The organism is Photobacterium arenosum (assembly GCF_014841115.1).
Classification (GTDB): domain Bacteria; phylum Pseudomonadota; class Gammaproteobacteria; order Enterobacterales; family Vibrionaceae; genus Photobacterium; species Photobacterium arenosum.
This window is the reverse complement of the sequence record NZ_JACYTP010000017.1, coordinates 83,440-94,952: the sequence shown is the minus strand read 5'-3', so window position 1 is coordinate 94,952 and position 11,513 is coordinate 83,440. Positions and strand designations below refer to the sequence as shown.

Sequence of the window (11,513 nt, the reverse complement as noted above, 5' to 3'; positions counted from 1 at the left end):
CTGGGTCAGTTCATCGTAGCCGCAAAGAAAGGAGCGGCGAACACAGCGGGAAACACAATGGTAGTAGGGCGTAGCTTCTATACTGATAAGTTGGCTGCGTGCTGTCGTCATTGGGAGTCACAACAATTGAACTGGATGAATATACAGTATACGTCTGTGCTGGCCGGAAAAAGGAGCAAATCACGAAGTGGGGATCTGGGTCAGAATCTCATGAAATTGATGAAGTTGTTTTTTTCTTCAGGTGTCTTCCTTGCAAGCATGGTATGTCTGTCCTTGTACGACTGTTGACCTGTCTGTCCCGGTATATCCCCCGATGGTCCTCAATGTTGGCTGGTCATCTATTTCGGTAAATCCGTGCGAATTAGCGTATTATGTCGTCACTGTACTTGCTGAAGACATTCATGACCATTCCAATAAAAAACATCGCTGTCCCTGAGGTTTCTTGCTCTACTTGTCAGGCTTGCTGTTGCCGCTTAGAAGTCATGATCATTACTGACACTGGCGTTCCAGAACAACACATTGCCACTGATGAATGGGGCGGTGAAACCATGTTACGTCTGGCTGATGGTTGGTGTTCGGCGCTAAACCGGGAAACTTTTATGTGTACCATCTATGAAAACCGGCCTTGGATTTGCCGGGAATTCGAAATGGGCTCGTACGAATGTCGGGATGAAAGAGCAGATTTAGCGTGATTATTGGGGATCAATCACGGTTCAGAAGCACAGCGTCTGTATATCCAAAGCGCCTACGGCAGTTGGATACAGTATAGATCGAGGCAAATAGACGCCTTTAAAGCGAGGCCAATATGGGTTTTGGACACCAAAGTTGGCCTCTGGGGTAACGGAGCAGCTTTATAGCAACTGCCGCCGATAAGCCAATCAAATGAACATCACTCTCAATTAACGTGAATGATGCCCGTCAGAGTCAGATTTTCACACAAGCGAAAAGGGCATTGCCTGATCTGTTATCCCAAGGGATGATTTTCTCATAGTCATGCTCAAAGATATGAACTTCAAAGTAGGGCTGCAGTATGTCTTTTAATTCATTGATAGTGACAGCAACCATGGGGTGTTCGTCATGCCATTGATGGGTTTCTTCAGCCGTGCTTCTTTCGATGCTGAGCTTTAACGACTGTTTTTCGCCGTCGCCACAATAATGCCAGCCCGAGTGGAAAGTGAACTGGCTGCCGTCGTGTTGGGCAGTGTGCCTGACAAATAAATCGTTATTGATTTTATCTTTGTCGACCACGTTAAAGCAGAACATCCCCTGATCGCCTAATGCACTGTGCACGCTGGCGATACAGTCTTTCAATTTTTCAATACCATCGCTGTAATGGATGGAATACAGGAAACAGGTGATCAAGTCGACTGGGGACGTAATGTTGAAATCACTCATGTTTTGCAAAGTGAACTGTGCTTCCGGGCAACGCGTGGCGGCAATATCCAGCATCGGCTGATTGATATCCAGTCCGCTGCTCTGATAGCCATAATCAATGAAATGACGAACATGCGGCCCTGTCCCGCAGGCCAGATCAAGATGGGTATTTCCGTTGTTACCGAACAATTGATGGAGCCGACGAATACAGTGGCTTTGGGCCTGGTAATCGATATCGACACACATTAAGTCGTAATAGCCTGAAAGGTCTGTGTAAAGGGCGTTGGCGGACATAGTTGCCTGGTAGACTGAGCTGAAATTTTTGGGTGGCGCATAGTAAACCAATCTGCCGCAATTGCGAAGCAGATAAAAGTATCAGTAACTGAGCTTGTCGCTGGCTATGACGGGACAGACACGGTTATGACGAAAAGGGTGTTGGCGGAACAGACACTATGATTAAGGCCAGAAACTCGTTCTGGCCTATTGAGTGTTATTGTATTGATCAGAGGGTAAATCGCTGAACCAGGGCGTTTTGCTCTTTGGCCTGGTGATCCAATTTCAGGCTGGCACTGGTGACGCTTTCCATCGCCGCAAGGTTGGCATCGGCAATTTCGCTGATGTCTTCCAGGCTACGGGCAATACTGGCAGTGGTGCTGCGTTGTTCTTCGGTGGCTTGTACTATCTGACTGCTCATATCGCTGATTTCAATAATGATGGCTTCAATTTCTTCCATCGCGCTGCTGGCTTCTGACGTCTGGTTGACGCTGTCTTCCATTTCGTTAACGCAGCTCTCAATCACCTGAACAGCCTGGCTCGAGCTGGATTGCAGCTCTTGAATCATAGATTCAATCTCGCCCGTTGAGGCGGTAGTTCGCTGAGCAAGAATGCGCACTTCATCAGCAACCACCGCAAACCCCCGCCCTTGCTCACCGGCGCGTGCGGCCTCAATAGCCGCATTCAGTGCCAGCAGGTTAGTCTGATCGGCAATAGTGCGAATCACATCCAGGATACTGCCGATATTACTGCTCATTTGCTGAAGCTGGTTCACCGCCTGCACCGACTGATCCAATTGCTCAGACAGTTGATGGGTGGTGGAAATATTACGGCCCATGACTCCACGGCCCGTTGCCGCGGCCGACTCGACATTTTTCACTTTATCGAGAGTGTGCTGAGCACTTTGGGTCACCTGAGCCACAGAATGCTCCATCTCTGTCATTGCTGTTGCTACGGACGCGGTTTGCTGGCGTTGTTCGTTCAGACGATCTTTGGCGTCAGCTGTGGTGGTCTGGTTCTGGGTGGCGACTTCAGTCAGCTCGGCAGAGGCATCGCTCAACTGGCTCAGCAATTGCTGTAGATGGTCAGCCAGCGTATTGATGTGATGGCTCAGTTGACCGAACTCAGCGTATTTGTTGTCAGTAATGCGCTTTGTCATATCGCCTGCTGTCAGTGCTTCCAGTGTGGTCAGCGTGGAAGCCAGCGGTTGTCTGACATTACGTGCCAGGAACCAGCCGATAACAACGGCCAGAAACGCGGCCAGACTGCCTAGCAGAACGGTATTTCGGACACCCGTCTGGTAAGACTCACCTGCCTGAGCGATGGCCATATTCATGTCATCTCTTGCCTGGCTGCGGAAGCTTTCAAGCAAAGAGTTAGCATTGTTAATTTCTGCCGCCAGATTACTGATACTGGTATAGAGGCGTTCCTGGGCCTGAATATAGTTAAAATGCACATCCAGCACACCACCTGACTGACCTATGTCCTGATTGTATTGGTCAATCGACGAGTCAAAAGTCCGCTTGAGATCGGGGATCATCGAGGTTAGTGTGCGGTAAGAATTGCTGAGATGGTTAACCAGGCGCTTATTGTTTTTTATCGCTTCATTAATTTTTTCAACATCACTGGATGCCAGAGCATCAGATGTAATGGCTTCTGTCTGGCTGAGTTTGTCGAAGTAACTTTTTGCCAGCATCAGCTCAGACACCCGGCTGCGATCGGCAATCACATCTTTCATCCGCACATTGAGGTCGCGATGCAACTGCTGAAAGCGGCGGATGGATTGCTGACGAGCTTCATTGGCGGCTAACTGATCACGGTAGTTGCTCATGGCAACCTGGGCTTGGGTAAAGTATCTGCCTTCTAGTGCTGTCAAGGCTTCCAGCTGGCTGCTCAGCGAAGGGTAGTCTTTCGCGGTATCGACAAGGGTTGTCAGCGTTTGGCTGAAATGATCGTAAGATTCAGTAAACTGACTTTCATACTGCTGCATTCGGTTTTGATCATTGGTGGTCAGAAAATCTTTAAACACTTTGTCGGCGACCAGTAGTTCCACGTTGGCCTGACTGGAAATGGTGACTAACGGAACGGATTCGGTGTTTACCGACTCTAATTGCCCATAGATAGTTTTGGTTTCCATCAGGGTTAGTGTGCTGGTGGTTGCGAAGAGGCCGATCATCACGGCGAAACCCGCGTACATACGCCGGATGACAGAAGTCTGTTTTTTCATTGCACTATCGTCCCTAAAACATCCCAGGCCGGACACAGCCCGAGCATTTCCTTGCTTACCAGTGTGGTTTTTATTTTGAGTGTTATTATTTTGTTACTCATACATCGTTTGCTTCACGACGTAAAATAAGTGTGCCTCAAGCCGTGACCGTGTCATCAAAATATCACCGTAATTTGCTAGGCAGGCGTTTGATGAGGATAACCGGATACTCTCTGCACATACTTTGGCAGGTGTAACAAAATGAAGATTTTGCAGTGAAATAATCGTAGGAAAATTGGTTTAAAACGACGTTCAATATTGCTCTGATTACGCGACTCACGCATACTCGGCAATGGTAGAAATCAAAAGATGGAGAAAGTCATGGCAGAAGAAACTATCTTCAGCAAAATAATCCGTAAGGAAATCCCGGCTGATGTGGTGTATCAGGATGATCTGGTCACTGCATTTCGCGATATTAACCCCCGAGCTCCAAGCCATATCCTGATCATTCCTAACAAGCTGGTTCCAACGGTTAACCATGTTGAAGCGGAAGATGAAGCGATGATGGGGCGTTTGTTTACCGTGGCCCGCAAACTCGCAGAAGCGGAAGGTATTGCGGAAGACGGTTATCGCTTGATTGTGAACTGTAATCCTCACGGTGGGCAGGAAGTGTACCACATTCATATGCACCTGTTGGGTGGACGACCGCTCGGCCCGATGCTGGTTGGTTAAGACTGGCGAATCTTCATGGCCTGCTTTCCGCAGAGATTTGTGGGCAGCCAGATGACAAACAGGATCGAATGAAAAAACATTTCCGGCACAAAACTCTTGTCTTTTTTTGCGCTTTTATTCTCTCGGGCTGTGCCAATTTATCCGGGCACAGCCTGTTCAGCCATTACAGCGCCAGCACAAAATCGAGCAGACACGCTTTGTATCAAGGCCAGATTCAGGGCGCATTAGACAGTCTGCCTGATGAGCCGGCTGGGGCGATTCTCGACGGCATGGAGCGGGGCAGGCTGACGTTGCTGACCGGCGATTACACCGCCAGCTTTGCAGCATTGCAGAAATCGGACAACGCGGTTAAAGAGCAGCAAGATGCAGCCCGGATTCAGGTGTCTGAAGGGTTGAACCAGGCTGGATCATTGTTCACCAATGACAATATGATCAGCTACCAAGCCTCTGATTATGAACTGGGATTTTTGCATTTATATCTTGCGCTGAACTACATTCATAATCGGGACCTGAATGGCGCGCTGGTTGAAATGCGCAGAGCGAATCAGGTTCAGGAAGCGGCCAGACAGCAGCGTGAATCTGAGTTAGCCTCGGCAGAAAATCAGCTGCAAAAAGAGGGGCTGACAGACAATATCGGTTCAGTGCTCGCGCGTTACCCGAATGCCGGGCAGACACTGGCAGCGGTGCAGAACGGCTATTTATTCTATTTGTCAGGCATGCTGTATGAAGCGGACGGTAATCTGAATGATGCCTATATCGATTTCAAACGGGCGTTAGCGGTTGCTCCCGATAATCCCTATGTGGCAGAGGCGGTGCAAAGACTGGCTGAGCGGTTGAGCATGAAAGATGATCAGCAGCTGTTGGCCAAAAAGTATGGCCCCTGGCAATCACCTCAGTCAGGAACTGGTCGCCTGATTATTTTAGATGAACAGGGCGTGGTACAGGCTCCCGAAGGCTGGCGTTTGCCGCTTTGGCTCTATGACAGCCAGGGTCAGAGTGTGCTTTACAATCTGGCATTGCCTCATTACCCGCCGCGTCCGGCAGTATTGCCGGGTAAACTCAGTCTTAACAATCGGTTACTGACTGCGCCGCCTTTGGTTAATGTTGATCAAATGGCGAAACAGAGCCTGAGCGAAACGCTGCCAGTGCGGGTATTGCGCCAAAGCCTGCGAGTGATTGCCAAAGAGCAGGTCAGACAGTCGGCGGCGCGAAACGGTGATGAAGTCGGTAATGTTTTGGCTAATATATTCAATACATTAACAGAGCAACCGGATACAAGAAGCTGGCAAACTCTGCCTGCTCGGGTTGCTTTGTACCAGGAAGACTTGCCTCCCGGCAGCCATCAAATTCAATGGCAGGGCAGGTCGGTGGATGCTGAGGTTAAATCAGGCCGTACCACTATGGTCTGGATTTCCCGACAGGGTCAGTCAATGAGTGGCTGGTCGGTGTTATTAGGAGGAAACTAATGAAATATTTTGCAGTACTACTGTTAACTGTGATGATGGCAGCCTGTGCGGATACCACAACCTCTGGTATCAGCATTGATAGCAGTAACCAGTATGTGGTTATTGCTAACCCTTATCTGGCCAACCAGATTGGGATAGAAAAAGCCATTGTCTCACGTCAGAATGGCTTGCTTCAGGCCGGTGTGCCGGTAAACAGCAAGTCAGATACTGATATTAAGCTGCAGTACCGTTTTTACTGGTACGATGCCAAAGGCTTGGAAGTCAGCGGTAGCGAAAGCCCATGGCGGCAGTTCGTACTGCATGGTAAAGACACAATGACAATCAAAGCCATGGCGAAGAGTGCGGATGTCACCAATTACCGTATTTATATCCGTGAAGCGACCAGTACATGGTAAGCAAGTTTAGTGGGCTGATTGTAATCACCTCATTATTCCAAGAATGATAAAAACCGATTAAGGGTTAGAAATGAAAAAACGCGTCATAGCTTTAGTGGGAATTGCTGCCCTGATGGGGGGGTGTGCAAAACAGGTAACTTATGGAGATGCTCAGGGGGTAGAAACCACGACTTCTGAATTCGGCTCGACAGACCTGCAAAAGATTGCGGAAAACATGACAGACAGCATGCTGGCATCGGGCTCAGTGGGCGCGATTACTGCCGGTAAGCGTCCTATCATAGTGGTGGACAGCATCAAAAATAAAACCAGCGAGCACATCGATACAGAATCTATTACCGATTCAATCAGCACGCGAATGCTCAACTCAGGTAAGTTCCGTTTTGTCGATATGACGCGTGTAGAAGCTGTTCGTAAGCAACTGAACTTCCAGAATAACGATGAACTGGTTAATCAAAGTACGGCGATTCAGTTTGGCAAGATGGTTGGCGCGGAATATATGATGTACGGCAACCTTGCCAGTATCGTGAAGCAATCAGGCAGCGATAAAGACGTGTATTATAAAATGACTATGCGCCTGATGGATCTGGAAACCGGCTTGATTGAGTGGGCGGATGAAACTGAAATCCGTAAGCAGGAAGCCAAACGCTTGCTGGGCTGGTAAGTGCCTGACTCATCGTCTATTCAGCCGGAAGAATGGCCATTCTCCCGCATTGCTGGTTTCGATGTGCTGAATGCCCGCCCTTTGGGGGGCGGGCTCAGTAACCGATGCTGGCAGCTTGTTCTGCACTCCTCTACCTCTTCTGATTCACACGCGGTCTGGCGTCCTGTCAGCCCGGCCAGCCAGGCATTTGGCGTTGACCGTCAGCAAGAATATCAGCTGTTGTCAGCGATTCAGCCTTGCCCGTTTGCCCCGCATCCAATTGCAGAAACGCCAGCCGGTATACTTGTGGAGTGGATAGCAGGAGAGGTTTGTACTCATTCCCCATCGCCAGCCGTGATGATGGCTTTGCAGGCCAAGATTCACCGGTTACCTTTGCCTGGCTGGCGTTTAGCCGTACGTCAGCGGGCTGAACAGTATCTTGCTGCCATCTCACCGGAGGATAACGGGGAAGAACTGGCATCAGTATGCGCACATTATTTCAGCCATATTCCTCAAAGTGGGTTTCCAGACACCTGTTGCCATCATGATCTGGGATTTTACAATCTCATTCAACGTCCGGGCGGAGAGTTGGCCGTGATTGACTGGGAGTATGCGGCGGCCGGTGACCCTATGCTGGATCTGGCGCTGACGGTTCAGGCCAACCAGCTTGAAGTTGTAACGGCTGCGCAGCACTACTGCCGTTATCAGGGGGGTGACCCGGAGCTTGTCTCAGAAGCTGTGCAGCAGTGGCTACCCTGGTGCGATTTCTTGGCTATGCTTTGGTATTATGCTGGCGCAAATTTGTGGCAGGATGACACCTATCGTATTGAGGCAAAAGCATTGTTAGCGAAATTGGCTGTTGCCTGATTGCTATCGCCGGGTAAACCTGTCAGACAGTTTCTGGAGGAAGTACGCGTGAGTCTAGCCTGTGCTCGTTGGTATCGTCCGTTACTGTTGTTGTGTGTATTGGCTTTTCTCTCGGGGTGTGCCGCCCGCCTTGCCTATAACACGATGAACTATTGGGTTCCCTGGTATCTGGATGATTATGTCAGCCTGACCCCGGCGCAGGCATCCCGGTTTGAAAGCGAGCTGTTACAGGCTCAGGCTGTGCACCGTCGTCAGGAATTGCCAAAACTGCATCAGCATATTCTTGAATTTCAGCAGGATCTGCAACGTCCGCTGACTTCAGAGCAAATAAGAAGTTACCACTATAGCTTTACGGCACTGGCAGAGCAGAGTGCTTCAGTTTTTACCCCTCCGGCGGCAAACCTGCTGCGATACCTGAGTAATATCCAGATTGATCAGATTAACAGTAAGATCAATAAGGAACTGGATGAACTTCGGGTCAAAAGAGATAAGTTAAGCCAGAAAGAGAAACTTCAGCGCTATACCACCAGATTTGAGAAATTCAGCAAGGAATGGATTGGTTCACTGACGGAAGAGCAACAAACCATTATTGAAGAACTGGCAAAGTACCAGTTGGATATTGAGCCGGTCTTTTTTTCTGCGCGTCGCGGGCTTTATCAGCAATGGCAGGCGCTATTGTCACAGCGTCACCGTCCGGAATTTGATGCCAGGTTCGAGAGGTTATTAAGAGATGTTGTCGGTCTTCGCTATGCGCCGGTACAGTCTCAATTAGACCAATACCTTCAGCGCCGATTTACCTTAATGGCGCAGCTGAATCAGAGTTTGTCTTCTTCTCAGCGCCAGTACCTGATAAATAAATTAACCGACACGCGCAAAGAAATCGCCGTGTTAATCCAACAGTAACCATTATCAATGACCAGGTTAACCACTTTAACTTTGTGGGTAAGAGGGAATGCCGTATAGTTATTAACCTCAATACGGACATTTTTCAGGAGTCGCTTCACTATGATCATTTATCTGCATGGTTTTGATTCCACCAGCCCTGGCAACCACGAAAAAGTGCTTCAGCTGCAATTTATCGATCCCGATGTTCGCGCAGTGACTTATAGTACACTTCATCCCAAACACGATATGCAATATTTGCTTAAAAAAGTGGATAAACTCATTGCTGCCAGCGATGATGCACATCCGTTGATATGTGGCGTAGGGCTGGGGGGTTACTGGGCTGAGCGTATCGGCTTTCTCTGTGGTATCAAGCAAGTAATCATTAACCCAAATTTACATCCTGAAACAAATATGCAGAAGAAAATAGACCGGCCGGAAGAGTACGAAGATATAGCAACAAAATGCGTGTCTGATTTCAGAGAAAAAAATATCGGGAAGTGCCTCTGTATACTTTCAACTAATGATGAAGTGTTAGATAATCGATCCATAAATAGAACATTGGACGCATATTACCAAGTGATCTGGGACGATACACAAACGCATAAATTCAAGAAAATCTCCCAGCACTTACAAGCAATAAAGCAATTTAAAGCAACCAATTGAGTATATGCCTCTCCCTCCGCAGATGGATTGAAACGATCCTCTGCCCAACTCTACGTCAGTCAGAATTTTTACCTGGCAGGGCAATGTCCCTGCCGGTTTGTGCAAGATTTATAAAAACTAGAGGAAAAAGACTGTGACGAGAATCATCGTAGTTGGAGGCGGTGCCGGGGGCCTGGAATTGGCCACCAAACTAGGGCGCACCTTAGGCCGTAAACGAAAGGCAAACGTTACCCTGGTAGACAAAAACAGCAGTCATCTGTGGAAACCACTGTTACATGAAGTGGCGACCGGCTCGCTGGATGAGGGCGTTGACGCATTGAGCTACCGTGCGCATGCCAAAAATCATCATTTCGATTTCCAATTGGGTGCGCTGAAAGACATAGACCGCGATCGCAAAAGCATCACATTGCATCCGCTTTACGATGAGCACGATGAACTGCTGATCCCCGAGCGCGAGATTGAATACGATATTCTGGTTCTGGCTATCGGCTCGAAATGTAATGACTTCAATACACCCGGGGTGCGAGAGCATTGTATTTTCCTGGACAGTCCGGCGCAGGCACATAAATTCAGGACTGAAATGAATAACCAGTTTCTGAAGCTGCATGCACACAAAGAGCAGAAAACGGTTGATATCGCTATTGTCGGTGCGGGTGCTACCGGAGTGGAATTGTCCGCGGAGCTGCATAATGCCGTGAAAGAGCTGCGTTTGTACGGCTTTGGTGATCTGGACAGTTCCCGACTGAACGTCAACCTGATTGAAGCCGGTGAGCGTATTTTGCCTGCGTTGCCGCCTCGCATTTCAGCTGCTGCGCATACCGAGCTGACTAAGCTGGGCGTCAAAGTACACACGGCAACCATGGTGGTTAAAGCGGATGAAACCGGCCTGACAACCAAAGACGGTCAGCATATTCCGGCCAAACTGATGGTTTGGGCGGCGGGTATTAAAGCCCCGGATTTTATCAAAGACATTGCGGGACTGGAAACGAACCGTATTAACCAGCTGGTGGTGAAAGACACGCTGCAGACCACCCGTGACGATGATATTTATGTGATTGGGGATCTGGCTGCCTGTACGCAGAAGGACGGTACTCTGGTTCCGCCTCGGGCACAGTCGGCTCATCAGATGGCCAGCCGCTGCTTTTCAAATATCGTCGCTAAGCTGACAGATCGTGCGCAGAAGCCTTATGTCTTTGTGGATCATGGTTCGCTGGTTTCCCTGAGTCGTTTTTCTACCGTCGGGAGCCTGATGGGTAACCTGACCAAAGGGTCGATGATGATTGAGGGCCGTATTGCCCGCGTGATGTATATTTCGTTGTACCGGATGCACCATATTGCGCTGCACGGTTTCTTCAAGACCAGCCTGATGATGCTGGTTGGACGAATTAACCGCGTGCTGCGTCCCAACCTCAAGCTACACTAAGACTATTGTGTCAGACACTTGGAGCTGGCACTCATACAAAAAACCGCCTGAAACGGCGGTTTTTTGTTATCTCTAACCGCACCTGTCACGGGCGGTGGTGAGGGTTTGGCTATCAATTGATTTTTAATAATTCGACATCGAAAATCAGCACAGATCCGGGACCGATATTACCCATAGAGCGGTTACCATACGCCAGTTCAGCCGGGATAAATAAACGTACTTTTTCCCCTTCAACCATCAGCTGAAGTCCTTCTGTCCAGCCTTTGATCACCTGATTGAGGTTGAAAGCGATCGGCTCACCGCGCTCAACAGAGCTATCAAACACTGTGCCGTCAATCAGGGTACCGTGGTAGTGGACAGTCACCTTGTCCGATGCCTTGGGGTGCTCCGTTCCCGTGCCTGATTTCAGCACAGTATATTGCAAGCCTGAGGCTGTGGTTTTAACCCCATCCTGGTTTTTATTGGCTTCAAGGAAGGCTTGGCCTTCTTCTGCATTTTGAACTGCCAGCTGCTTATTGTTCTGGCTGCGTTGAAAGAAGAAAATCACCAAGCCGATGATAATGATCGCGAGAATAATTTTAAACACTGA

Annotated in this window: 12 protein-coding genes and 1 pseudogene; 9 read left to right on the top strand and 4 right to left on the bottom strand. The window is 49.0% G+C overall.

Annotation, left to right across the window (positions count from 1 at the left end):
- Positions 1–111, bottom strand: a pseudogene (locus IFO68_RS21920) (transposase); the annotation flags it as partial.
- A 290-nt stretch (positions 112–401) separates the two neighbouring features.
- Between IFO68_RS21920 and IFO68_RS19905 the strand changes: the two are divergent.
- Positions 402–692 carry a YkgJ family cysteine cluster protein gene (locus IFO68_RS19905; protein WP_192017532.1) on the top strand — a complete coding sequence of 97 codons (291 nt, stop codon included), beginning with the start codon at positions 402–404 and terminating at the stop codon, positions 690–692.
- Between the two features lie 232 nt (positions 693–924).
- Here IFO68_RS19905 and IFO68_RS19900 read toward each other — a convergent pair whose 3' ends face one another.
- Both IFO68_RS19900 and IFO68_RS19895 read right to left on the bottom strand, forming a co-directional pair.
- Positions 925–1,668, bottom strand: a complete 744-nt coding sequence (locus IFO68_RS19900) for a class I SAM-dependent DNA methyltransferase (protein WP_192017531.1) — start codon at positions 1,666–1,668, stop codon at positions 925–927.
- A gap of 208 nt (positions 1,669–1,876) precedes the next feature.
- A complete protein-coding gene (locus IFO68_RS19895; RefSeq protein WP_225445353.1) occupies positions 1,877–3,874 on the bottom strand; it encodes a methyl-accepting chemotaxis protein in 1,998 nt (665 codons plus the stop codon).
- 360 nt (positions 3,875–4,234) lie between these two features.
- On the opposite strand from IFO68_RS19895, the gene hinT reads away from it, so the two are divergent.
- The 8 genes from hinT (at position 4,235) to IFO68_RS19855 (ending at position 10,924) form a co-directional block, all read left to right on the top strand.
- On the top strand, positions 4,235–4,585 hold the full coding sequence (hinT, locus tag IFO68_RS19890; RefSeq protein ID WP_192017530.1) for a purine nucleoside phosphoramidase: 351 nt from the start codon (positions 4,235–4,237) through the stop codon (positions 4,583–4,585).
- Between the two features lie 68 nt (positions 4,586–4,653).
- The gene (locus IFO68_RS19885; protein ID WP_192017529.1) at positions 4,654–6,051 is read left to right on the top strand and encodes a COG3014 family protein; all 1,398 of its coding nucleotides are present in this window, start codon (positions 4,654–4,656) and stop codon (positions 6,049–6,051) included.
- Positions 6,051–6,446 carry a YcfL family putative periplasmic lipoprotein gene (locus IFO68_RS19880; protein WP_192017528.1) on the top strand — a complete coding sequence of 132 codons (396 nt, stop codon included), beginning with the start codon at positions 6,051–6,053 and terminating at the stop codon, positions 6,444–6,446. Before IFO68_RS19885 ends, IFO68_RS19880 begins: the two co-directional genes overlap by 1 nt.
- Positions 6,447–6,516: 70 nt before the next feature.
- Positions 6,517–7,107 carry a penicillin-binding protein activator LpoB gene (lpoB, locus tag IFO68_RS19875; protein ID WP_046219739.1) on the top strand — a complete coding sequence of 197 codons (591 nt, stop codon included), beginning with the start codon at positions 6,517–6,519 and terminating at the stop codon, positions 7,105–7,107.
- A complete protein-coding gene (locus IFO68_RS19870) occupies positions 7,108–7,953 on the top strand; it encodes a phosphotransferase (protein ID WP_303453913.1) in 846 nt (281 codons plus the stop codon). It abuts the gene before it with no gap.
- A gap of 48 nt (positions 7,954–8,001) precedes the next feature.
- Positions 8,002–8,856: a DUF6279 family lipoprotein gene (locus IFO68_RS19865; protein ID WP_192017527.1), complete on the top strand. Its 855-nt coding sequence runs from the start codon at positions 8,002–8,004 to the stop codon at positions 8,854–8,856.
- A 102-nt stretch (positions 8,857–8,958) separates the two neighbouring features.
- Positions 8,959–9,501 (top strand): alpha/beta hydrolase YcfP, encoded by a 543-nt coding sequence (gene ycfP / locus IFO68_RS19860; protein WP_192017526.1) that lies wholly within the window; start codon positions 8,959–8,961, stop codon positions 9,499–9,501.
- Positions 9,502–9,634: 133 nt separating this feature from the next.
- Positions 9,635–10,924 (top strand): NAD(P)/FAD-dependent oxidoreductase, encoded by a 1,290-nt coding sequence (locus IFO68_RS19855; RefSeq protein ID WP_192017525.1) that lies wholly within the window; start codon positions 9,635–9,637, stop codon positions 10,922–10,924.
- 112 nt (positions 10,925–11,036) lie between these two features.
- Here IFO68_RS19855 and IFO68_RS19850 read toward each other — a convergent pair whose 3' ends face one another.
- Positions 11,037–11,510: a BamJ family beta-barrel-assembly machinery protein gene (locus tag IFO68_RS19850; protein WP_192017524.1), complete on the bottom strand. Its 474-nt coding sequence runs from the start codon at positions 11,508–11,510 to the stop codon at positions 11,037–11,039.
- Positions 11,511–11,513: the final 3 nt, after the last annotated feature.

What these genes read in the sequence shown, in the direction of transcription:
- IFO68_RS19885 (WP_192017529.1), top strand. Translation starts at nt 4,654, where the DNA reads ATGAAAAAACATTTCCGGCACAAAACTCTTGTCTTTTTTTGCGCTTTT.
- hinT (WP_192017530.1), top strand. Translation starts at nt 4,235, where the DNA reads ATGGCAGAAGAAACTATCTTCAGCAAAATAATCCGTAAGGAAATCCCG.
- IFO68_RS19905 (WP_192017532.1), top strand. Translation starts at nt 402, where the DNA reads ATGACCATTCCAATAAAAAACATCGCTGTCCCTGAGGTTTCTTGCTCT.
- IFO68_RS19900 (WP_192017531.1), bottom strand. Translation starts at nt 1,668, where the DNA reads ATGTCCGCCAACGCCCTTTACACAGACCTTTCAGGCTATTACGACTTA.
- IFO68_RS19880 (WP_192017528.1), top strand. Translation starts at nt 6,051, where the DNA reads ATGAAATATTTTGCAGTACTACTGTTAACTGTGATGATGGCAGCCTGT.
- IFO68_RS19895 (WP_225445353.1), bottom strand. Translation starts at nt 3,874, where the DNA reads ATGAAAAAACAGACTTCTGTCATCCGGCGTATGTACGCGGGTTTCGCC.
- ycfP (WP_192017526.1), top strand. Translation starts at nt 8,959, where the DNA reads ATGATCATTTATCTGCATGGTTTTGATTCCACCAGCCCTGGCAACCAC.
- lpoB (WP_046219739.1), top strand. Translation starts at nt 6,517, where the DNA reads ATGAAAAAACGCGTCATAGCTTTAGTGGGAATTGCTGCCCTGATGGGG.